Here is a 23,547-nt window from a genome sequence, read left to right as displayed (position 1 = left end):
TACGAATATAGCGACAATGAATGAAGTGGAAGAAATAAAAGGAAGCAAGAAATTTATATTTGCTGCTTTTTTGTATCAACATACTTGGAAGGGCATTTCATCAGCACAGAGCTCGCATGAAAATCATTGCCCACGCATTTTCCAATAGCCACAATCTGTTCGGTGTGTTCAAAATCCTGCGGCTTTGCCTGATGAAGGGTAACTTTTCTTTCGGTGCTGTCGCTGTCTTTCATATAGAAGACAAATAGGTTCGGGTCTTTTTCAGGCGTGTAAACCATTTCTTTTGATTTATCTAGTTTTCCCACCACATGAAACTCTTTGCCTTCATGATCTTGAGCAACAGAAAATGTTGCATACGTGCTGGCATCTCCCAACGAAGCGAAGATGGCTCCAATGGCGACCGCTATTAAAATGATTCCTATTATATGAGAACGTTTCATAAATATTTATTTTTGTTTTAATTTCTTTTCTATATCAGAAACTTTTCTGTCAATCATTATTAAATATAATATTAATCCTAGCAGTATAGTTACGAGAACAGAAACCACTACATAAATTTTCCCTTCAGAACGAAGCCCGTCAGCCATTTCAACTTCCTGAGAAAAGCAGAAGCAAGATACAAGAGTCAAGAGCAAAGACAAGATAATTTTTTTCATAAATCTGTTTTCAGTTTAATGTTTTGAATTCTTATTCTTAAAGTCATTATCCACACACCAAGCAATGTCCAGCCGATGACAGCGGGATAAAAAACCATGCGCATAGTATTGTCTAAATCATATTTGCTGAAACCGGGATTGCCTCCGTTTCCGGGATGAAGCGAATCGCTCATGCGCGGATAAATGAGTATGAAAACAAACATCATTACATACGCAAAGATATTATACACAGCAGAAACTTTTCCGCGCTTTTGCTCATCCGTGAACGCATTGCGCAAAACGAGATAAGCAAAATACGTAAGCATGGTAATCGCTGCTCCATTCAGTTTAACATCATTCGTCCACCACGCGCCCCAGGTGAATCGCGCCCAAATGCTTCCTGTAATCAAACCAAGAATGCCAAACATAATTCCAACGTTCGTTGCTTCAGAAGCGATGATATCATGTTCCTGTTTTCCGGAAGAGAGATGGCGAATGCTGAAAACAATTGAAACCGTAAACAAAATCATCATTGAAAACCACATACACACATGAAAGAATTGATTGCGGATTGTTTCGTGCAAAATGGGCAAACGCGGAACATCCACCAGAAAGCCGGCTATGACAGTATGCAGCAAAAATAAAACGCAAATTATTTTCCACCAGTTGTTCTTCATTCGTAGTTCGTAAGTTCGTATAGATTCGTACTTCGATGATTAATCTTTCCAAAGGTAAGGAAATAATAAGTAAGCAAGTGCGATCACAATTACATCTAAAGAGAAAAGCACGCCAAAATATTTGAGGTTGTAATAAAAATCTGTTCCATCAATCGCGTTTTGAGACAGTCGAATTATTACTATAAGAATCGGCATGATGATAGGGAAGGAGAGAATCGCCATAATAGTAAAGTTGTTGTGAGCTTTGGACGCGATGGCAGACATCATGCTGAGCAAAGATGAAATTCCGATGGAGCCAAGCACGATGATTAAAAGAAAGAGCGGAAGATTTTCCACAATGTTTCCCATGAATAAAGAATAAAATCCAAAACAGATCAGCGAGAGGATTAACATTAAAATAGAATTGTAAATAATTTTTGCAAGCACAAATGCCTGCGGACTTGTGAGGGTATAATAATAAAGCATTCGCCCGCGACTTTCCTGCAGAAAGCTTTTAGCTATAGAATTAATCGAGGCAAACAAAATGATTATCCAAAACAAAGCGTTCCAAACGCTTACTTCAATCACATTTTTGAAAGAAAGATAGCAGATGAACACAGTGGCTACCACATAAAGCAAAATTCCTCCGAGCGCATAACGCTGTCTCCACTCAATGAGAAGTTCTTTCTGGATGAGAGCTGAAATTTCTCTGAACATAAGACGAAATTACGAATAAGTTTGGTTTTCAATCTGAAACTTGAAACCTGTAACCTGAAATTTTCCTATCTTCGTTCATCAAAATCATTCCTATGAAAAAAATAATTTTACTTACTGTGGCAATCATCACCGCAACCATTTCGTTTTCTCAAAATAAAAGAATCTTTTATGACTTCAAGGTAAAAGACATTGACGGCAATGATATTGATTTACATAAGTACAAAGGCAAAAAGATTTTAGTTGTGAATGTGGCATCCGAATGCGGTTATACTCCGCAGTATAAAGAATTAGAATGGCTTTATGAAAATTACAAAGACAGCAACTTTGTAATACTTGCCTTTCCCTGCAACGATTTTAACGGACAAGAGCCAGGCACTCCAACTGAAATTAAAACCTTCTGCTCAAAAAACTATGGAGTTACTTTTCCTATTATGGCAAAAATTGCCGTGAAAGGAAAAGATATTTGTCTATTATATAGCTGGCTTCAGAAAAAAGATGAGAACGGAGTTCAGGATAATGATGTGAAATGGAACTTCAATAAATTCATGATAAGTGAAAACGGAGAATGGCAGGGATATCTTCATTCCAAGATTAAACCGAATGATAAAATTATTACTGACTGGATAATGGATAGATAGAACGTGTAACCAGTTATCGGTAATCGGTTACCGGTCACTGATTACGGATTACCGATAACCTATGAAGCTCGATATCCTCGCCTTTGGTGCTCACCCCGATGATGTGGAACTTGGTTGTGCAGGCACTATTCTCAAACATATTGAAGATGGAAAAAAGATTGGAATCATTGACCTTACTCGCGGAGAATTAGGAACACGAGGCACGGCTGCAACAAGAAAGAAAGAAGCCGAAGTATCAGCAAAAATGCTTGGAGTTTCTATGAGAGAAAACCTGGCAATGGCTGATGGCTTTTTTCTGAACGATAAAAATCACCAGCTAAAAGTCATTCAGAAGATACGCCAGTATCAGCCCGATGTAGTGATTGTCAACGCACCCATTGACCGCCACCCTGACCACGGGCGTGGGGCACAATTAGTTTCTGATGCATGTTTTCTAGCTGGGCTTCCTAAGATTAAAACTTTGTTGAAGGAAAAATCGCAGAAGGCATGGAGACCAAAGGCGATATATCATTACATTCAATTCAATCCTCACAAGCCCGATTTTATTATAGATATATCTGCGCATTTTGAAAAAAAGATGGAGACTATATCTGCTTTTGCTTCGCAGTTTTATAATCCTCATTCAAAAGAACCCGAAACACTTATCTCCAGTCCTGAGTTTTTCAACCTTTTGAAGAAAAGATGCGAAGAGCACGGAAAAAAAATTGGTGTTCGGTATGGAGAGGGTTTCCTCTTCGGAACTCTGCACTGGAAGCAAGTGATTATTTGAATTATCCTATTAAACTTATTTTCCTTTTATAGTAATTTCCTTTCCGTCAATAAGAGTGGTTATCAGGTTGTTTATTTTTTGCTATACGATATTATATGCCTTTCCTTTTTGCTGTCGTAAATGTCAGCAATGGTGACAAGAATTCCTGTTTCTTCCACGCTTCCGAAATCATGATTATCCGCAGTGCCGAACGTTTTCATGTTCGGAGAAATGTTCATGTATGAATTAATAAGCGGAGGAATGTTTTCTCCGAGTTTGCGTACGCTCTGGTTGAGAATAGAGTGCGCTTCTTTGTAAGGCATGTCTTTATTGAAAAGTCTTTTAAATGCTGAAATGTCTGTATCGAAGGGCAGCGGATGAAGAGGTTCCACCAGTTTATCGGCATCAGGGAAATAATAATCCATGAAGTAAAGAATCATATCTCTCGCCTGCCGATTGAAATCCTTATACATAGTTACTTTCCCGAATAAATATTTTATTTCCGGATTATCAACATGAACGGCACCAAGCCCATCCCATAAATTATCAAGGGAAAAAAGTCCTTTTCTATTTCCCGCGCTGGGTTGATACATCGGCTGAACAAAAGAACGCCCCAGTTCAATCGTATAGGGTGCATACTCTTTCACAAATGTATCACTGAACTTAAAATAATGCGAAGTGGAAAGCTTAGGAAAACCTTTTTCGTCTTTCTCCGCATTACGGATGAGTATGAATCGGTAGCCGCCAATAATTTCTTTGTCTTCAGGATGCCATACCACCAATTGCTTATAGCAAATTTTATCGGTGTCAAAATTATCCAGGTCACATTCCAATCCTGTGCCTCCTCCTCCCGCACGGAAAGAGAGTTCGCGCAATCTTCCGATTTCCTTCAGCACATTTGGAGAATCATTATTCGCTACCACATAAATTTCGTTTGAACCGTAATTCGTATCACGCACAAATCTTTCCTTCGTCAGTTCTTTCAACAGGAGTGTTTTTTCTACAGGAGGAATTATTGGTTTCATTAATAGAATGACAAATTATATAATTAACCTTAACCCTTAGACCGTAAACTGTAAACTCTTTTTTTGCTTTCTCATCTCATAAACATGTCGTTTCACTTTCTCCGCCCATTGCACATCTGTAAATCTCTTGTCAAATGTTTCGAAGGGAATTTCCTTTCCAAATATAATGGTAATTGTTTTATTGTGTTGTTTGTACATTTCATCCACGAGGTAAAGCATTTCAATATTCACTTTAATGCCGAGAAATTTTCTCCAGAGTGAAAGATTGTAGAAGAAGTTTGAATTTCTGCCGTCAATAAAAACCGGGATTATATTCTTTTTATACTTCTTTGAGCGTGAGATAAAACTTTTTTTCCATTCCAGATCCTCTATCACCGCTTTCCCGAATATGCCATGGGGAAATTGCTTGCGCGAAACAAGCCCTGCTGGAAAAGTAAACACGGCAATATTCATAGCGAAAACCTTTTCAATTTCTGCCAGCGCCTCTGCCGATGTTCTTCCTCCTGTGTTTACTCCCGCGAAAAGATTTTTCAAATTTTCTAAGTTGAGGAGAATGTCATTTACAAAAAACTTTATGTCCTTTCTCACTGTGCCAACTTCATTAAGCAATGCCATCGCGTCTAAGCCGCCCAGCGGATGATTGGACGCTACAATGCAGCCGCCTGTTGCAGAAATATTTTCTATTCCTATCACTTTTGTTTTTACTCCGAATTCAGCAATTACCTCTTTCACAAAATCAAATCCATAGTTATTCTCATTGCGTTCAAGAAAATGATTTGCTTCATCCTGGTGAATGATTTTTTTCAGGTAAGAAAAAATAAATCCGGGAAGTAATTTATACAGTGAAGCATTCTTGCTTCGGAATACAGCATCAACATCAATCTTCTTCGGCATAATTATTTCTTCTCTGCAAATGTAAGTGTTTGTGTTTCGATTGTTTCACAAAAAATGCAATTAACATTAAATAAACATTAATTAACACATTATTAACATAAAAATCCCATTTTTTACCACCTTTATATTATTATATTTTTCATAGAAGAATTAAAAATAATTGTTTAAATTAATCAAATAAATTTGATAAAATTATCAACATAGTGGGATTTTGTGGTAAAATTATCTTTACATTTGTCGCATCAAAAAAAATCCGGAGAACTCCTAAAATCTATGACCAGTTTAATTGGTGAATTTGAAGCAACTGTTGATGCAAAGGGAAGAGTGCTGTTTCCTTCTGCTCTTAAGCGTCAGTTGCCTGCGGGAGAATCTGACAAATATGTTCTCAACCGCGGATTTGAAAAGCAAATCAATCTCTATCCTGATAATGTATGGAAGGAAGTTTCTGCCAAACTGAGCGAGCTCAATCTTTTTGAAACAGACGCAAGAACTTTTTACAGAAGATTTCACAGCGGAGCAACTCCAGTTATGCTGGACGGGCAGGGAAGGTTACTTCTTCCTCAGCGCCTGATTGCTCACGCTGGAATCAAAAAAGAAATTGTGTTCTACGCTTTCGGTGACCGGATTGAGATATGGTCGCTTGCAGAATTTAACAAAATGATTTCAGATAAATCAGTTGACATGGCTTCTCTTGCTGAGAAGGTGATGGGTAATAAGGAAAAAAAGCAATGATGCGGATGAAGGAAGGTGCCTATCACACTCCTGTTCTTTTGAATTCTTGTATTGAAGCCCTGCACATCCGACCAAACGGAATTTATGTGGACGCAACTTTTGGCGGTGGAGGACACTCGCGGGAAATTTTCAAACACTTGACGACTGGAAAACTGTTTGTGTTTGATATAGATGAAGACGCTGTGAAGAATGCGATTGATGACAAACGCTTCACGCTCATCCGAAAAAATTTTTCCGAGTTAAAAAGTTCTCTCCTCGCGCACAATGTGACTGAGATTGACGGATTGCTTGCTGACCTTGGGGTTTCCTCGCACCAGTTTGATTCTGCGGAAAGAGGATTCTCCACACGCTTTGACTCTTCTCTCGATATGAGAATGGGAAAGCAAAGCGGAACGACAGCAAGTGAAATCATCCAAACGTACTCCGAAGAAAATTTGAAAAAGATTTTCAGAGAGTACGGTGAACTGAGAAACGCAAGTCAAGTCGTGAAAAAAATTGTGACGAACCGAAACAGCATAAGAACCGTGAATGATTTGAAAAAAGCGATTGCAAACTGTGCTGACAGAGGAAAAGAAAATCAGTTCTACGCAAAAGTTTTTCAGGCACTGAGGATAGAAGTGAACGATGAACTGAGCGCGCTGAAAGAATTACTGATTCAAAGTAAAGATGTTTTGAAGACAGGCGGAAGGATAGCAGTTATCTCTTATCACTCGCTTGAAGACAGATTGGTAAAAAACTTTTTCAGGTCTGGAAACTTCGAAGGCGAATTGGAAAAAGACATCTACGGAAATGTGAATGCACCTTTTAAAACGATAAACAAAAAACCAATCGTGCCGAGTGAAAAAGAGATAGAGCAGAACAGCAGGGCAAGAAGTGCAAAACTCAGAATAGCAGAAAAAACATGATGTACACGGATGAAAAACGGATTCAGACAGATAAATCCGTTTGAATCCAAATAAATCAGTTTGAATCTGGATTTAATGTATGAATAAGTTTAAAGAACCGCAAGAAGAACCCATCCCGACAAAAGTCGGGACAAGGGCTTCGTCAAAAAAGCCCAGCAAAATCGCCCGCTCCTTCCTCAACATTTTCAGCGGTAATTTCCTTTCAAAAGACAATGTAATTCATCAACTGCCTTTCATTATTTTTTTAACTCTTATCGGTGTTGGCTACATCGCCAACGGCTACTACGCAGAGAAATCTGTGCGTGAGATAAGCCAAATTAACGCTGAGCTAAAAGAACTAAAATCGGAATACATCACTACGAAATCTGAACTCATGTTTATGAGCAACCAGAGCGAAGTGGCGCACGCGTCTGCTCCGCTCGGGCTGAAAGAATCTACGGTTCCTCCGAAAAAAATTGTTGTGCAGGTAAAATCTAATTCAGCAAACAAAAACTGATATGGCTTTAGACGTAAGAAAAGATATACTGTGGAGAATTTATTTAGTCTACTTATTTATTTTTCTGATTGCGGGATTTATCATAGCGAGAGTTATAAAAATTCAGTTCAGCGAAGGAGAATTCTGGAAACAGCGCGCGAATGAACTCACGCTTCACTACGCGAACATTGAAGCCATGCGCGGAAATATTTTCGATGTGAACGGTCAGCTCCTCGCCACTTCTCTTCCTTATTATGATGTGGCGGTGGATATGAGCGCGGACGCTATCACCGATGAAATTTTTGACGACAATCTTGATTCGCTTTCTCTCTGCCTAGCGAATTTATTTCCTGACAAAACAAAATCTTCCTACAAGCGACTCCTTGTAAGTGCGAAAAATTCTGGCGACCGATATTACATGCTTCGCGAAAATATTTCTTACAAAGAACTTCAGCAGTTAAAAACATTTCCACTTTTCAGAAAAGGAAGATTTAAAGGAGGATTGATTACAACTCAGAAAGGCAAACGCGAACTTCCTTTCCAACTCCTTGCTTCGCGCACAATCGGTTCAAACAGAGAAACTGCAAAGCCTATAGGGCTAGAAGGTTCTTACAATACTCAACTTACCGGCATAGGAGGAAAACGCCTCGTCAGAAAAATTGCGGGCGGAATTGAAATGCCCGTGAATGATGAGAACGAAGTTGAACCGCAGGACGGTTCTGATATTGTTTCCACGCTCGACATAAATATTCAGGATGTTGCGGAGAATGCGCTTTACGAACAATTGAAAAAACACCAGGCGGGCTGGGGTTGCGTGGTGCTGATGGAAGTGAAGACGGGCGAGATACGCGCGATTGCAAACCTCTCGAAGATTGACACCGCAACTTACAGTGAAAATTACAATTACGCAATCGGGCAGAGCACAGAACCCGGTTCCACTTTCAAATTGGTTTCGCTGATGGCCGGAATGGAAGACGGATATTTTGATTTGGATGACACGGTTAATACAGGAAACGGCAGATGGAAATTTCTCACACAGGAAGTAAAAGATTCTCACGAAGGAGGGCTTGGAAAAATTTCTGTGAAGCAAGTGTTTGAGCATTCATCCAATGTAGGTACTGCAAAACTTATCTATGCTAACTACGGAAAAAATCCTCAACAGTTTATTGACCGTCTTTGCAAAATGGGAATCAATCTCAATCCGGAACTGGACATAGCTGGTTCTGGAAGTCCTGATATAAAATCCACGAAAGATAAAAGGTGGTCGAAAGTTTCTCTTCCCTGGATGGCTTTCGGATACGAGTTGCGATTAACTCCACTGCAGATTCTCACTTTCTACAATGCTGTTGCAAACGATGGCGTGATGATGAAACCACGTTTCGTTCGAGAAGTGCGCAGACAAGGCAAAGCGCTAAAAGCATTTTCTCCCGAAGTAATTCATCCGCATGTTGCGTCAGCTTCCACAATTCAAAAAGCAAAAGAGATGATGGAAGGAGTTGTTCTTGAAGGAACAGCAATGAATTTGAAAAATGCCGATTATAAAATCGCAGGCAAAACCGGAACAGCGCAGATTGCAAAAGGCGGTGGCGGTTACGGAAATAAAAAAGGAAATAATAGTCAAACATATCAGGCGTCTTTCGTTGGATATTTTCCTGCAGACAATCCAAAGTATTCCTGCATTGTGGTGGTGAACGCGCCTTCCGAAGGAGTTTACTACGGCAACGCTGTGGCGGGGCCCATCTTCAAAGAAATTGCTGACAAAGTTTATTCAACGCTTCTTGACATCCACAGCGAAGTAAAAGAAAATCAAATCGCTGAGACAAAAACTCCATCCATCAAAGGCGGTTCACGAAAAGATATTCAAACGGTTATTTCCGACTTGAATCTTTCCGCGAATGCAAATACTTCCACTGCGGAATATGTGAATGTTGTGGAGAGGGATTCATCCGCGTTTGTGATTGACAACAACATCAATCTCTCGCTCACAAAAAATGTAATGCCCAATGTAACAGGAATGGGATTGAAAGACGCGCTCTATTTATTGGAAAACGCTGGACTGAAAGTGAAAATCATCGGAAGCGGTGCGATTAAAAGGCAGTCAATAAATACAGGAACAAAATTTTACAAAGGAACAGAATTGATTCTGGAATTGTCATGAAATGCAGATGTAAACTGATTACTGCGGATTCAAACGAATTTTTTCTGTCTGAATCCGAATTTATCCGTTTGAATCTTTTTTAATAATGAAAAAACTGAAAGACATATTATACAAAGCAGGACTTGTCGAAGTCGTTGGTTCAACTGATATTGATGTTGCTTCCATTTGTTTTGATTCCAGGAAAGTGGAGAAAGGAAGTTTGTTCATCGCTGTAAAAGGAATTCAGAGTGATGGACATAAATTTATTTCACAAGCAATTTCTTCCGGAGCGATTGCCATTGTATGCGAAGAAATTCCAACTCCCCTCTCCACTGGGAGAGGGGCTGTGGGTGAGGCCACATATATAAAGGTAAGCGACAGCGAGTCTGCGCTAGGAATCATTGCTTCCAACTTTTATGATAACCCTTCCGAGAAATTAAAACTGGTTGGAATCACAGGCACGAATGGAAAAACAACTATAACTTCTCTTCTATACAAACTTTTTGTTTCACTTGGATTTGGTGCAGGATTAATATCCACAGTCGAATATAAAATTACTCCTCCTCAGAAAGTCCTCCCTAAAGGGGAGGATTTAGGAGGGGCTTCATTTCCTGCAACTCATACAACTCCAGATCCAATTCAACTCAACAGGCTGATGAACCAAATGATGGCTGAAGGTTGTACGTATTGTTTTATGGAAGTGAGTTCGCACGCGGTTGTGCAGAAAAGAATTTCAGGATTAAAATTTATAGGTGGAGTTTTCACCAACATCACGCACGATCATCTTGATTATCACAAAACTTTTGAAGAATATCTGAAAGCAAAGAAGAAATTCTTTGACGGATTAGAGAATGGTGCATTCGCTCTGGTAAACAAAGACGACCAGAACGGAATGGTGATGTTGCAAAATACAAATGCAACAAAGAAAACCTATGCGCTGAAATCTTCCGCTGATTTCAAGTGCAAAATAATGGAAAGTCAGTTCGCTGGAATGCTGTTGAACATGGATGGTTCTGAAATGTGGACCAAGCTCATCGGAAACTTCAACGCCTCAAATGTTCTGGCAGTTTACGCAACAGCAATTATACTAGGACAGGAAAAATTAAAAGTACTCACTGCTCTCAGCGCACTGAGTTCTGTTGACGGAAGATTCCAGCAAATAAAATCTCACAGCGGAATTGTTGGAATAGTAGATTATGCACACACGCCTGACGCGCTTCTGAATGTTTTAAAAACAATCCGTGAAATCCGCATGAATGAAGAAAAAATCATCACCGTGGTTGGTTGCGGTGGAGACCGTGACGCATTAAAACGACCGGTGATGGCTCAGATCGCCTGTGATGAAAGCGATAAAGTAATTCTCACTTCTGATAATCCAAGAAGCGAAGACGCAGATGAAATAATTCGCCAAATGCAGAAAGGAGTTGACCGCACGCAGCAGAAAAAAGTTTTGTCAATCACCGATAGGAGAGAAGCAATAAAAACTGCGTGTTCGCTCGCTTCAGGCGGAGATATAATTCTTGTTGCTGGAAAAGGGCACGAAAAATATCAGGAGATAAAAGGAGTGAAGCACCCGTTTGACGATGTAAAAATATTAATTGAAAACTTAGAAATGTTCGCTGGATAATGCTGTACTATTTATTTGAATATCTGCACAAACATTACGACTTCCCCGGAGCGGGAGTGTTCCAGTATATTTCTTTCCGCTCAGCGATGGCAGTGATTACTTCGCTTATCATTTCTCTTCTCTTCGGAAAAAGAATCATCAATCTTCTGCATAGAAAACAAGTAGGAGAAACCATCCGCGACCTCGGATTAGTGGGAGAAAAACAAAAGCAAGGAACTCCCACGATGGGAGGACTTATCATTCTTTCCGCGATAATAATTCCAACGCTTCTCTTCGCGAAGCTTCACAATATATATGTCATCCTCATGCTCGTGGCAACAGTGTGGCTCGGTCTCATAGGATTTCTTGACGATTACATAAAAGTTTTCAAGAAAGATAAAAAAGGTCTGGCTGGAAAATTCAAAATAATCGGGCAGGTTGGTCTCGGAATAATTGTCGGGACAGTATTTTATTTCCATCCTGATATCCAAACCAAAGTAGAAATTCAAAAAGATGTTCTGGCAAAAGTTGACCAGTCGAAGGTGGAAGAAGTCACCGACACAGAGGGAAAAATCCATTACATGCTGGAAAGAAAATTGCCAAACACAACTATTCCTTTCATAAAAAATAATGAGTTCAATTATTCTTCCATCATGTCCCTGTTCGGAGAAAAAATGCGCGACTACACATGGATAATTTACATCCTCGCTGTAATCATAATTGTCACCGCAGTTTCAAACGGAGCGAACATCACCGATGGAATTGACGGACTGGCGACAGGAACTTCCGCCATCATCGGAGTAACGCTTGCCGTTTTTGCCTATGTATCCGGCAATATCATTTTCGCAAATTATCTCGACATTATGTACATCCCCCACACGGGAGAACTAGTGGTGTTCGCGAGTGCTCTCATTGGTGCATGCGTAGGTTTCCTCTGGTACAACGCATATCCCGCGCAAGTTTTTATGGGCGACACCGGAAGTCTTGCGCTCGGTGGAATCATCGCTGTGTTTGCGATCGCAGTTAGAAAGGAATTATTGATTCCCATCCTCTGCGGAATTTTTCTAATAGAGAATTTATCGGTGGTGATTCAGGTGGCGTATTTCAAATACACCAAGAAAAAATACGGAGAAGGAAGAAGGATTTTTAAAATGTCTCCGCTTCACCATCACTATCAGAAAATAGGAATGCACGAATCAAAAATTGTTTCACGCTTCTGGATCATAGGAATCATGCTCGCGATAATGACAATTGTAACACTGAAACTGAGGTAATGCCCATCCCCAACCCTTCCCAAAGGGAAGGGAGAAAGGAAAAGTAAAATGAAGAAATGGGAAAAAGAAAAGCAGCAGAACCAGTCACCCTCCCTTCGGGAGGGACGGGTTGGGCTTCGGCTGGTGGTTTTAGGAGCAGGCGAAAGCGGAACGGGGACGGCAGTGCTGGCGAAGAAAAAAGGTTTTGAAGTTTTTGTTTCGGACAAAGGAAAGATAAAAGACGAATACAAGAAAGTTCTTTCACATCATGGCATAGCGCACGAAGAAGGAAAGCACACGGCTTCCCTGATTCTGAATGCGGACGAAGTAGTAAAAAGTCCGGGCATTCCTGAAAAAGCAGAAATGATTGTGAAGTTGAGGAAGAAAAAAATTCCAATCGTCTCTGAAATTGAGTTTGCATCACGATACACAAAAGCAACTCTGATAGGAATCACGGGAACGAATGGCAAAACCACTACGACCAATCTCATTTATCACATCCTGAAAAACGCAGGATACAAAGTAGCGATGGGTGGAAATGTCGGAAAAAGTTTTGCAATGTTCGTGGCAGAAGGCAACTACGATTATTTCGTTCTGGAGTTGAGCAGTTTCCAATTAGACGGAATGTTCAAGACGAGAATCAACATTGCTATCCTCACCAACATCACTCCTGATCATCTCGATAGTTACAACTACAAGTTTCAGAACTACATCAACTCGAAGTTCCGCATAACACAGAATCAAACAAAGGAAGACGCTTTCATCTATTGCGCTGATGACGAAATAATAAAAAAAGAATTTAAAAAGAGAAAGTTCAACGCGCGCCTGTTTCCTTTCTCGATAAAAAGAAAAATAAAAACAGGAGCGCACTTAGAAAAGAATAAAATAAAAATCAATATAAACCAAACACAAACACCACTCACTATGTTCGTAGAACAACTAGCACTACAGGGAAAACACAACCAGTACAACTCAATGGCGGCAGGAATTGCCACACGCCTTGTTGATGTGCGAAAAAACGAAATCCGCGAATCGCTTTCGGATTTTCAAAACATTGAGCACCGCCTTGAATTTGTAACCAAAGTTCATGGCGTTGATTACATCAACGATTCAAAAGCAACTAATGTGAATTCCACCTGGTATGCATTAGAAAGCATGCAACATCCCACTGTGTGGATTGTTGGAGGAATTGATAAAGGAAACGATTACAAAATGCTTCAGGAATTAGTGAAGCAGAAAGTGAAAGCAATTGTTTGCCTTGGCACAGACAACAAAAAAATAATAAAAGCATTTTCTAAAATTGTGGATGTGATTGTGCAAACAAAATCAGCAGACGAAGCAGTTCGCATGTCTGCAAAACTTTCAACTAAGGGCGACACTGTGTTGCTTTCTCCCTGCTGCTCAAGTTTTGATTTGTTTGACAACTACGAGGACAGAGGAAGAAAATTCAAGCAGGCGGTAAAGTCGTTGTAATAAATAAAATGTCATTTCGACAGAAAGGAGAAATCTCTCAATGGGATTCCTCGCTTTGCTCGGAATGACAAATAAATAATAAAGAAAGGGTATGAAAAACTTTCTAAAAAAAATACACGGAGATAAAACAATCTGGGCGGTTGTGGTGTTTCTGTCCATTTTGTCTATCCTCACTGTTTACAGTTCTATTGCAACGCTCGCATACAAATACAAGGCGGGCGACACGGCACCGTATCTTCTCAAGCACACGGGAATAATTTTGTTCGGACTGGTGCTGATGTATTTAACGCACAAACTCAGAAGTGGATTTTATTCGCGCGTTGCAGTTATTGTCATGATACTTGCAGTTCCGCTTTTAGCAATAACACTTTTTTCAGGTTCAAGTATAAACGAAGCAAGCCGATGGCTGAGAATTCCTGTGATTGATTTAACATTTCAGACATCTGACTTCGCAAAGATTGCGCTCATCATGTATGTGGCGCGAACGCTTGCCGTCAAGCAAAATGAAATCAAGGATTTTAAAAGTGCTTTTCTGCCGATAATAATTCCTGTGGTATTTGTTTGTGTTTTGATTATGCCTGCAAATTTTTCCACTTCGGCAATGCTTTTTACAACTTGCCTGATACTGATGTTTATCGGAAGAATTAATTTTAAATATATTTTATCAATTATCGGTATTGGAATTGTGGCTGTTGCTTTGCTCGGAGTATTGATATGGAATTTCCCAGACGCAATTCACCGCGGTCCGACATGGAAAGCGCGGATTGAAAATTTCATAGATGGAAAATCAGAAGTAAATTATCAGGTAGAACAATCCAAGATTGCAATTGCTACAGGTGGAATTTTTGGAAAAGGTCCTGGCAAAAGCACACAGAGGAATTTTTTGCCTCACCCCTATTCGGATTTTATTTTCGCAATCATCATTGAGGAATACGGATTGTGGATGGCGGTCTTTGTGATTTTCCTTTACCTTATATTATTGTATCGGGCTATTCGGATTGCCACTAAGTGCCAGAAAATTTTTCCCAGCATGCTTGCTGTCGGATGTGCATTCATTTTGGTTTTTCAGGCGATGATAAATATGGCGGTGGCGGTGAACTTAGTGCCTGTTACAGGACAACCGCTTCCGCTTGTGAGCATGGGTGGAACTTCCATCTGGTTTGCAAGCATTGCGATTGGAATGATTTTGAGCGCGAGCAGAGAACTTGAAAAAGAAAAGAAGACAGATGACACCCCGGCCCTAAAGGGAGAAATGCAAAGTGTGCCATTTGGGATATAAGATAAAATATGTCCTCTCCCTTTAGGGAAGGGGCAAAGCATATGAAAGTAATTATCAGCGGAGGCGGAACAGGCGGACATATTTTTCCTGCCATTGCTATTGCCAGCGCGCTGAAGAAAATTGATGAGAAGACGGAAATACTTTTTGTGGGAGCCAAAGGAAGAATGGAAATGGAAAAAGTTCCTTCTGCTGGATATAAAATAGAAGGGCTGTGGATAAGCGGATTGCAAAGGAGACTGACGATTGATAATTTGTCGTTTCCTTTTAAAGTGATATCAAGTTTGATGAAGTCAAAGAAAATAATCAAAAGTTTTAGGCCCGATGTGGCAGTCGGCACGGGAGGTTTTGCAAGCGGTCCACTGTTGAGAACTGCTTCGGGAATGAATATTCCTTGTCTGATTCAGGAGCAGAATTCATTTCCAGGAATCACAAATAAACTTCTTGGCAAAAGAGTGAATAAGATCTGTGTGGCTTACGAAGGAATGGAAAAATACTTCCCGAAAGAAAAAATTATTGTCACTGGAAATCCTGTAAGGCAAGATATTCTTTCACTGGAAGGAAAGAGAGAAAAAGCATTTAAAGATTTTTCGCTGAACCCAAATAAAAAAACTGTTCTTTTTCTTGGAGGAAGTTTAGGCGCACGCACCATTAATCAAAGCGTTGCCTCTTGCATGGATTTACTTATAAAAAATAACATTCAGATAATCTGGCAAACTGGTCAGTCATATATACAATATGCAACCGAAGTTACTTCTCAACTGCCGCGCGAAGATAACGGAGTTCGGGTCTATGGATTTCTTTCGCGAATGGATTTGGCGTATGCCTGTGCTGATATTGTCGTCTCGCGCGCAGGAGCAATTTCTCTTTCGGAACTTGCCATAGTAAAAAAGCCATGCATTCTGGTTCCTTCGCCAAATGTGGCAGAAGACCATCAGACAAAAAACGCAATGGCACTCGTAAAAAAAGATTCTGCAATTCTCGTGAAAGATTCAGAGTCGAGAGAAAAGCTTGGACAAGAAATAATTTCTTTGATGAACGACACCCAACGACAAACTAAACTGAGCCAGAATATTTTCAGACTTGCTTTTCCGAATTCGGCAGAAGTGATAGCAAAAGAAGTAATGAAACTTACAAGTAAACAATAGACAGTAGACAAGAAAGACAAAATGAAATACAAATTCGTAACATTCGTAAAGATTAGTAATTAGTAACCGATGAATTTTGACAACATAAAATATGTTTACTTCCTCGGAATCGGAGGCATTGGCATGAGTGCACTTGCTCGTTACTTCAACGCTATGGGAAAATCTGTGAGCGGTTATGATAAAACAAAAACTGCACTAACGGACGAACTTATTTCAGAAGGAATAAATATTCATTTTGAAGATAATGTTGAACTTATTCAGCCAGAAGCCAGAAGCCAGAAGCCAGAAACTCTTGTTGTATTGACACCCGCAGTTCCCAAAGAACATTCTGAATTAAAATATTTCCAGAAGAACGGCTATATAATAAAGAAGAGGGCAGAGACGTTGGGTGCGATTACTGAGCAAGCTTTCACTATCGCTGTAGCAGGTACGCACGGCAAAACAACCACTTCATCGCTCATCGCGCATATTCTGAAATCTTCCGAAGTGGATTGCACCGCATTTCTCGGTGGCATCACTCAGAACTACGGAACCAATCTTCTACTCAGCGAAAAACTGAAAAAGAAAAAATCTAAAATAAAACCTATCATAGTGGTTGAAGCGGATGAGTATGACCGTTCATTCCTCACGCTTCATCCGGATATTGCTGTCATCACTTCTGTTGACGCTGACCATCTGGATATTTACGGAGACAAAAAACAAATGGAAGAAACTTATGCGCAGTTTTCTTCCCAGGTTAAAGATGGTGGATTGCTTGTGATTAAAAAAGGTGTTGACAAAGTTCTCCTTGTGGAGAAAAATGAAAACAAAATAACGTATTCCCTTCAGCATTCATCAGATTATTACGCGAGAAAGATTGCGATAAAGAAAGGCGATTACATTTTTGATGTAGTGACTCCCGAGCAGACAATACGCGGAGTTGTTCTCGGAATTCCAGGAAAACATAATGTTGAGAATGCAGTGGCTTCTGTTGCTGTGGCTCAGAGGATGAATGTTTATTCTGGCAATATCAAGAATGCGCTGGCATCTTTCAAAGGAGTGAAGCGTAGGTTTGAATACCATATCAAAACAAGCAATCTGGTTTACATTGATGATTACGCACATCATCCCGAAGAATTGCGCGCCTGCATTTCGGCAGTGAAGGAAATGTATCCGCAGAAAAAAATCACGGGAGTATTTCAGCCTCATCTTTTTACACGCACAAGAGATTTTGCGAATGAGTTTGCAAGAAGTTTAGAATTGCTGGACGAATTAATTCTGCTTGATATTTATCCAGCCCGTGAAAAACCAATTGAAGGCGTGACTTCCGAAATGCTTTTGAGTAAAGTGAGAACAAAAAATAAGAAACTTGTTTCTAAAAAAGAATTGGTTAAAGAAATAAAAGAAAGAAAGGTTGAAGTGCTGATTACGCTTGGTGCGGGAGATATTGATACACTCGTTGAGCCGATTGCAAAAGAACTTTTGTCAAGAATAAAAAATAATTAAACAATGGAATTGTTTAAGAAGATATTGCGCATCACATTCTGGGTTCTGCTTATTGCCGGATTAGGAACTGTTTTCGCGTTTGTACAAAAGCAGGAAAACGAACTCTTGTGCAGCAAAGTCAATATCACCATTGAACGAGACCCGTTGAAAGAAAATTTTTTCGTGGATGAAGATGACATTCGTAAACTCATTGCCCAGCGATTCGGACAGGTGGAAAATACTCCGTTGAAAAATGTAGATGTGAATTATCTTGAGCGCTTATGCTACACTAATCCATGGGTTGCGCGGGCAGATGTTTATCTTACGATTAATGGAGTAGTGGACATTCAGATTGAACAGCGCCAGCCGATTTTGAGAATCATAAATCAGAAAGGTGAAAGTTATTATATGGATTCTAATGGGAGATTAATGCTCTGGTCTCCTGATTTTACTCCGAGGTTGCTGGTAGTGACTGGCAACATAAAAGAAAGTTATGATGAGTGGAGTCATACGAGCATGGACGAACTAATTAACAACGATACGCTGAAAACTCACACCCTGCTGGATGATTTTTACGCGATGGCTAAGTTTATCTTGGCGGATGAATTCTGGTCAGCGCATGTTGAACAGATTTATTTAAATAATCATGGCGAGATTGAGCTGGTACCTAAGGTGGGCGATCACAAAATTATTTTTGGAGATTCAGGAGATATGGAAGAAAAATTCTGGAAACTCAAAACTTTCTACAAGGAAGGGCTGAATTATACCGGATGGGAGGATTATGATACGCTGAATCTGAAATTCAATAATCAAGTGGTGTGTTCAAAGAAAAAATTTATACCAATAGTAAAACAAAAAACTAATAATACTTCAATACATTAATCATGGCTAAAGAAACTTTCGCTGCATCTCGTAAGGACCCCGATCTCATAGTAGGATTGGATATCGGCACCACAAAAATTGCCGTTCTGGTTGGGGTAAAAAATGAATTCGGAAAAATTGAAATCCTTGGAGTGGGAAGAGCTCCGTCTCTTGGTGTAAGGCGAGGTGTGGTGGCGAATATTGAACAAACGGTGTCTGCGATTCGATCAGCGGTGGAGGAAGCGGAAAAAAAATCAAACGTTGAAATTAAATTTGTTCATGTGGGAATTGCCGGGCAGCACATAAAAAGTCTGAAACACAGCGGTTCGCGAATCCGCGAGAATGTTGACATTCCGATTACGCAGAAAGATGTTGACTCGCTGATTGACAGCATGTACAAGCTGGTGATGTTGCCGGGAGAAGAAATCATTCATGTGCTTCCGCAGGAATACACCATTGACAGCGAAACAGGAATAAAAAATCCGATTGGTCATGAAGGAGTTCGGCTGGAGGCAAACTTCCATATCATCACGGGACAAATGGCTGCGGCAAAAAATATCAAGAAGTGCGTGGAGAAAGCCGGATTGCAGGTGGTGGATCTGGTTCTTGAGCCCATTGCTTCTGCCGCGGCTGTGCTGAGCGAAGAAGAAAAAGAAGCGGGCGTTGCGCTGGTGGACATTGGTGGCGGAACAACTGACATCGCTATTTTTTACGACAAAGTAATACGTCATACAGCAGTGATTCCTTTCGGAGGAAATGTGATAACGGAAGATATAAAGGAGGGATGTTCCATTCTCGCCAAGCATGCGGAAGAAATGAAAATAAAATTCGGTTCCGCGCTGGCGAAAGAGAATCAGGACAATGAAATAATTGTGATACCCGGATTGAAAGGAAGAACGCCAAAAGAAATTTCTACAAAAAACCTTGCGAACATCATTGAAGCAAGGATGAAAGAAATTCTTGACCTCGTTGCGTTTGAAATAAAAAATTCAGGCTACGAGAAAAAACTCATTGCTGGAATTGTAGTAACAGGCGGAGGAGCGCAACTCAAGCACATGAAGCAACTGGTGGAATACTATATCGGAATGGATACGCGCATTGGCTACCCGAACGAGCATCTTTCAAAAAGCGTGGAGGATGTAACCAGTCCGCTCTTCTCAACAGGCGTTGGGCTGGTGCTGCAGGGCTTTGATGAACTGGAAGTGGAAAAAACAAGAAATACAACTTCAAGCACCGGAGCAGAAAAACTCATCACGCACTCCAAAAAAATGCGCGGTAACTTTTTTGACGCGCTCTTCTCAAAAACAAAAAAGCTTTTTGATGAAGGTGATGAAGAATTTAAAGAGTAAGAGATACTAGAACAGCAGGCTCCCGTCAATATAGAAAGGTCTTTCCCATTGGAAAGGCTTTTTTATTTTAACCAATCTCGAAAATCAACCCTTCAGTAATTCACAATTGATAGTGAATAAGTCCAAAGAGGTTAGTTGTTTCCAAAGTCATCTCAACGTAATTTAGCCGAAACAAAAAAATTAAGGATTAAGGAATTACGATTTAGGAATTAAATTCCAAATCCTTAATCCCAAATCCTTAATCCTAAATCTATAATTATGCAGTTTGACTTACCGAAAGAAAAATCTTCCATCATAAAAGTGATTGGAGTTGGAGGCGGAGGCAGCAACGCTGTCAACCACATGTACAAACAGGGAATCAAAGACGTTGATTTCATTGTGTGCAATACCGACAGGCAGGTGCTTGACTCAAGCCCCGTGCCGCTGAAAATACAATTAGGAGCAGCGCTCACCGAAGGGCTTGGTGCGGGCTCGCTCCCCGAAATGGGAATGAAAGCAGCTTTAGAAAATGAGCAAGAACTGAGAAACGCGCTTGCAAAAACAAAAATGCTTTTCATCACTGCAGGAATGGGCGGTGGAACCGGTACAGGAGCGGCTCCTGTGATTGCAAAAATCGCGCGTGAAATGGGAATCCTTACCGTATCTATCTGCACGCTTCCTTTTTCATGGGAAGGCAAGCTGAGAAAGAAACAAGCCGAAGAAGGTTTGGCTGAACTGAAAAAATATTCTGACTCGGTGCTTGTCATATTAAATGACAAGATACGCGAGATATATCATAACCTGAAAGTGGGTGAGGCATTTGCTCATGCGGATAATGTGTTGACTTCCGCGGCAAAATGTATTGCCGAACTCATCAACGTGGCGCTCACCATCAATGTTGATTTCAACGATGTGCGCAGGGTGATGGAGAACAGCGGTGTTGCCATCATGGGTTCTGCCATGGCGAACGGAGAAGGACGCGCCCTCAAAGCGGTTACGCAGGCGCTCAACTCTCCTTTATTAAATGACAATGACATTCGCGGTGCACGGTATGTTTTGGTGAGCATCACTTGCGGTGCAGGAAAAGATGAACTCACCATGGACGAACTGGCTGAGATTACTGACTATGTTCAGGAAGCGGCAGGGCAAACTGCAGAAATGATTAAAGGATACGGCACGAATGATACACTCGGAGAAAAAGTAAGCGTGACAATTATTGCGAGCGGTTTCGAAAGAAAAAATACTGACCTTGGTTTAACTCCGCAGCAGCCCGAAGTGAAAATGATTCATCTGAACGAAGTGAAACCTGTTTTGGAAAAGAAAGAAGAAACAAAAGTGGAAGTTTCCAAAATGACAGAACCGATGCTGAAGTCAGAAGTGATAGAGGATAAAAAAGAAGAGCCTGTTTCGAAAAAAGAAGTTGCTCAAACACTAGCTGAAGTAAAGAAGGAAGAAATATTAATTGAGCTTAAGAAAGTAGAGGAGAAGCCCGTAGAGTTGAAACGCATTGAAGTGAAGTTTGAGCCGGTGGTCTCTGAAGTGAAAGAGGAAGTTCCTCAGATTATTGCTGAAACCACTCCGCCTGTGGTTGAAACGGAAGAAGTGCCGGTTGTTAGTAGTCAGTTGCCAGTGGATGAAACAACGAACAACGAACAACTAACATGTGACAAAATAATAGCAGAAGAAAAAATTGAAGAGGAACCTTTTGTTGTGCCCTTCCTTCTTGTAAAAGAGAACGAACAGAAAAGTATTGAGTTTGACTTGACGGAAGAAAAGCCAGTTGTTAGTGGTCAGTTGCCAGTGGCTGAAACAACTAACAACGAACAACTGCCAACTGACAAAAAAGAAGAACCTAAAGTGGAGGTTCCACCGGTGAATATGGATGTGAAGCGCTCGTTTATTTCTTTGCCCGGCATGTCAGACAATGATACTAACTCAGGTGAATCAAAAGTGACGAAGATAGGGGATGTGCATCTTAATTCTGTTCCACCGATTTCTGACGCAGAAGCAAAACAAAAAGCGCAGGAAAAAATTCAAAAACTCCGCGAACTGAGCTTTAAAGTAAAAACTCCCGGTGGATTAGCAGAACTGGAAAATGAACCCGCTTACAAGCGCAAGAACGTGGTGCTGAACGATACGCCACATTCTTCCGAATCAGAAATATCGCGCCTCACACTGGGAACAGAAAATCCATCAAATGGCGCAACAAACAAAACCCCCAGCCTGCGCCCTGATAATTCTTTTCTGCACGATAAGCCGGATTGAAAAAAAATCGGCAGTAAGCAGTAAACAGTAGGCAATAGCAGCCAAAATGTAATTCTGTCGGGAGGTTTCAGTCGGTGATTACTAATTTGTCCACGATGGTTTTGTGGGTATCCATCCCTTCGGGATTTTCTTCTGTTCTGAATAGTTATCCGTTAATAGACATCTTTCATAATTCAAATAAGAAAAAAATATCTGCCACTAAATCACTAAAACACGAAAGAAATACTAAAAATTCTTTTGTGAAATTTTGTGTCTTTGTGTTTTTGTGGCATAAAATGAATTATGAAAGAAATCCAATACATTTTTTACCGCAGAGAACGCGGAGATTTTTGTCCCTCTTTTATCGGGATAAACTCCGAGCCGCAGAGTTTGCGTAAGTTCTGAATTATAAAACCAACTGCGTTGACTGAATTTTTTTTCCGAAGAAGATACTGGCTGACTTGTCAAAAGCTTCTGCAGCATCGGTAGTGTAAAATTCCCGTTTCCCGTTTCGGGAAATAGCTGTTTCAATTTCAGGATGGCGAAGCAGATAATCAGATAAACTATCGGCAACAATTTCTCCCTGCGAGAGGATGGTTACACCGGATGGTACATATCTTTTTATTTTTTCAAGGAGAAGAGGATAATGCGTGCATCCGAGAATGATGGTGTCAATGGCTCCGCTTTGCATGAACAGCGCGTCAATATCTTTACGGATGAAATAATCCACGCTATCAGCATATAGTTCATTGTTCTCCACCAGCGGAACCCACATAGGGCATGCCTGCTGAAATACGTTCACGTCAGGAAAAAACTTTTCTATTTCAATTTTATAGGAGTTGGAAGCCACCGTGCCGGTTGTTCCGAAAACTCCCACGTGTTTTGTCTTTGTGTATTTGCCAACCACTTCGGTGGTGGGGCGGATGACACCCAGCACCCGTTTGCCTGCCCCGATTCCATCGGGGGCAGGAGACATCTTTGGCAGATCCAGTTGCTGAATGTTGCGCAATGCTTTTGCCGATGCGGTGTTGCAGGCGAGAAGTATCGGGTTGCAGTTCATTGTAAATAATTTCTGAACACACTCCAGAGTGTAGTGATAAACAGTTTCAAAAGAGCGCGTGCCATAAGGAGAGCGTGCGCTGTCGCCTAAATAAATGTAATCATACTGCGGAAGTTTTTTCACAATCTCTTTCATCACGGTGAGCCCGCCAAGACCTGAATCGAAAATGCCGATGGGTGAAGAAAGCCCCACCTCTTTCCTCCCCGAAGGGGAGGAGGATTTGATTAGAGATAAATTTTCTGATTTTTTTTCTTTCATACCATTCTCCCTCT

The 23,547-nt window shown here is 40.6% G+C and carries 22 protein-coding genes; 15 read left to right on the top strand and 7 right to left on the bottom strand.

The window, feature by feature from the left end:
• Positions 1-53 precede the first annotated feature (53 nt).
• From HY841_10975 to HY841_10960, 4 genes are read right to left on the bottom strand one after another with little or no spacing between them, the layout of a single operon-like run.
• Positions 54-440, bottom strand: coding sequence for a cytochrome c maturation protein CcmE (locus HY841_10975; protein ID MBI4931276.1), 387 nt, complete (start codon positions 438-440; stop codon positions 54-56).
• A gap of 6 nt (positions 441-446) precedes the next feature.
• On the bottom strand, positions 447-656 hold the full coding sequence (locus tag HY841_10970) for a CcmD family protein (GenBank protein MBI4931275.1): 210 nt from the start codon (positions 654-656) through the stop codon (positions 447-449).
• On the bottom strand, positions 653-1,312 hold the full coding sequence (ccsA, locus tag HY841_10965; GenBank protein ID MBI4931274.1) for a cytochrome c biogenesis protein CcsA: 660 nt from the start codon (positions 1,310-1,312) through the stop codon (positions 653-655). The genes HY841_10970 and ccsA overlap by 4 nt, the downstream gene beginning before the upstream one ends.
• Before the next feature lie 39 nt (positions 1,313-1,351).
• Entirely contained in the window at positions 1,352-2,008 is a 657-nt protein-coding gene (locus HY841_10960) for a heme exporter protein CcmB (GenBank protein MBI4931273.1), read from the bottom strand.
• A gap of 92 nt (positions 2,009-2,100) precedes the next feature.
• Between HY841_10960 and HY841_10955 the strand changes: the two genes are divergently transcribed.
• Together HY841_10955 and bshB1 are read left to right on the top strand one after the other, a co-directional pair.
• On the top strand, positions 2,101-2,646 hold the full coding sequence (locus HY841_10955) for a glutathione peroxidase (GenBank protein ID MBI4931272.1): 546 nt from the start codon (positions 2,101-2,103) through the stop codon (positions 2,644-2,646).
• 61 nt (positions 2,647-2,707) lie between these two features.
• Positions 2,708-3,415 (top strand): bacillithiol biosynthesis deacetylase BshB1, encoded by a 708-nt coding sequence (gene bshB1, locus HY841_10950; GenBank protein MBI4931271.1) that lies wholly within the window; start codon positions 2,708-2,710, stop codon positions 3,413-3,415.
• A gap of 71 nt (positions 3,416-3,486) precedes the next feature.
• On the opposite strand, the gene HY841_10945 is transcribed toward bshB1, so the two are convergent.
• Together HY841_10945 and HY841_10940 are read right to left on the bottom strand one after the other, a co-directional pair.
• Positions 3,487-4,419, bottom strand: coding sequence for a GNAT family N-acetyltransferase (locus HY841_10945; protein MBI4931270.1), 933 nt, complete (start codon positions 4,417-4,419; stop codon positions 3,487-3,489).
• A 36-nt stretch (positions 4,420-4,455) separates the two neighbouring features.
• Positions 4,456-5,313: a glycerol acyltransferase gene (locus tag HY841_10940; GenBank protein ID MBI4931269.1), complete on the bottom strand. Its 858-nt coding sequence runs from the start codon at positions 5,311-5,313 to the stop codon at positions 4,456-4,458.
• A 273-nt stretch (positions 5,314-5,586) separates the two neighbouring features.
• On the opposite strand from HY841_10940, the gene mraZ reads away from it, so the two are divergent.
• From mraZ to ftsZ, 13 genes are all read left to right on the top strand, one after another.
• Entirely contained in the window at positions 5,587-6,045 is a 459-nt protein-coding gene (mraZ, locus tag HY841_10935; protein MBI4931268.1) for a division/cell wall cluster transcriptional repressor MraZ, read from the top strand.
• A gap of 5 nt (positions 6,046-6,050) precedes the next feature.
• The gene (gene rsmH / locus HY841_10930; GenBank protein MBI4931267.1) at positions 6,051-6,950 is read left to right on the top strand and encodes a 16S rRNA (cytosine(1402)-N(4))-methyltransferase RsmH; all 900 of its coding nucleotides are present in this window, start codon (positions 6,051-6,053) and stop codon (positions 6,948-6,950) included.
• 79 nt (positions 6,951-7,029) lie between these two features.
• Complete coding sequence (locus HY841_10925; protein MBI4931266.1) at positions 7,030-7,446, top strand: hypothetical protein; 417 nt, start codon at positions 7,030-7,032, stop codon at positions 7,444-7,446.
• A gap of 1 nt (position 7,447) precedes the next feature.
• Positions 7,448-9,583 (top strand): transpeptidase family protein, encoded by a 2,136-nt coding sequence (locus tag HY841_10920; GenBank protein ID MBI4931265.1) that lies wholly within the window; start codon positions 7,448-7,450, stop codon positions 9,581-9,583.
• An 85-nt stretch (positions 9,584-9,668) separates the two neighbouring features.
• Positions 9,669-11,189 (top strand): UDP-N-acetylmuramoyl-L-alanyl-D-glutamate--2,6-diaminopimelate ligase, encoded by a 1,521-nt coding sequence (locus HY841_10915; GenBank protein MBI4931264.1) that lies wholly within the window; start codon positions 9,669-9,671, stop codon positions 11,187-11,189.
• Entirely contained in the window at positions 11,189-12,442 is a 1,254-nt protein-coding gene (locus HY841_10910) for a phospho-N-acetylmuramoyl-pentapeptide-transferase (GenBank protein ID MBI4931263.1), read from the top strand. Before HY841_10915 ends, HY841_10910 begins: the two co-directional genes overlap by 1 nt.
• Before the next feature lie 48 nt (positions 12,443-12,490).
• Positions 12,491-13,894 (top strand): UDP-N-acetylmuramoyl-L-alanine--D-glutamate ligase, encoded by a 1,404-nt coding sequence (gene murD, locus HY841_10905; GenBank protein ID MBI4931262.1) that lies wholly within the window; start codon positions 12,491-12,493, stop codon positions 13,892-13,894.
• A gap of 91 nt (positions 13,895-13,985) precedes the next feature.
• Positions 13,986-15,173, top strand: coding sequence for an FtsW/RodA/SpoVE family cell cycle protein (locus HY841_10900; protein ID MBI4931261.1), 1,188 nt, complete (start codon positions 13,986-13,988; stop codon positions 15,171-15,173).
• An 8-nt stretch (positions 15,174-15,181) separates the two neighbouring features.
• Complete coding sequence (gene murG, locus HY841_10895) at positions 15,182-16,318, top strand: undecaprenyldiphospho-muramoylpentapeptide beta-N-acetylglucosaminyltransferase (protein ID MBI4931260.1); 1,137 nt, start codon at positions 15,182-15,184, stop codon at positions 16,316-16,318.
• Positions 16,319-16,387: 69 nt separating this feature from the next.
• Positions 16,388-17,803 carry a UDP-N-acetylmuramate--L-alanine ligase gene (locus HY841_10890; GenBank protein ID MBI4931259.1) on the top strand — a complete coding sequence of 472 codons (1,416 nt, stop codon included), beginning with the start codon at positions 16,388-16,390 and terminating at the stop codon, positions 17,801-17,803.
• Positions 17,804-17,806: 3 nt separating this feature from the next.
• Positions 17,807-18,664, top strand: coding sequence for a hypothetical protein (locus HY841_10885; GenBank protein MBI4931258.1), 858 nt, complete (start codon positions 17,807-17,809; stop codon positions 18,662-18,664).
• A 2-nt stretch (positions 18,665-18,666) separates the two neighbouring features.
• On the top strand, positions 18,667-19,992 hold the full coding sequence (gene ftsA, locus HY841_10880; GenBank protein MBI4931257.1) for a cell division protein FtsA: 1,326 nt from the start codon (positions 18,667-18,669) through the stop codon (positions 19,990-19,992).
• A 258-nt stretch (positions 19,993-20,250) separates the two neighbouring features.
• A complete protein-coding gene (gene ftsZ, locus HY841_10875; GenBank protein ID MBI4931256.1) occupies positions 20,251-22,236 on the top strand; it encodes a cell division protein FtsZ in 1,986 nt (661 codons plus the stop codon).
• A 385-nt stretch (positions 22,237-22,621) separates the two neighbouring features.
• On the opposite strand, the gene murI is transcribed toward ftsZ, so the two are convergent.
• On the bottom strand, positions 22,622-23,533 hold the full coding sequence (gene murI, locus HY841_10870; GenBank protein MBI4931255.1) for a glutamate racemase: 912 nt from the start codon (positions 23,531-23,533) through the stop codon (positions 22,622-22,624).
• Positions 23,534-23,547: the final 14 nt, after the last annotated feature.

The organism is Bacteroidota bacterium (assembly GCA_016213405.1).
GTDB lineage: Bacteria > Bacteroidota > Bacteroidia > Palsa-948 > Palsa-948 > Palsa-948.
The sequence above is the reverse complement of the archived record's forward strand: the minus strand, read 5'-3'. Positions and strand labels throughout refer to the sequence as shown.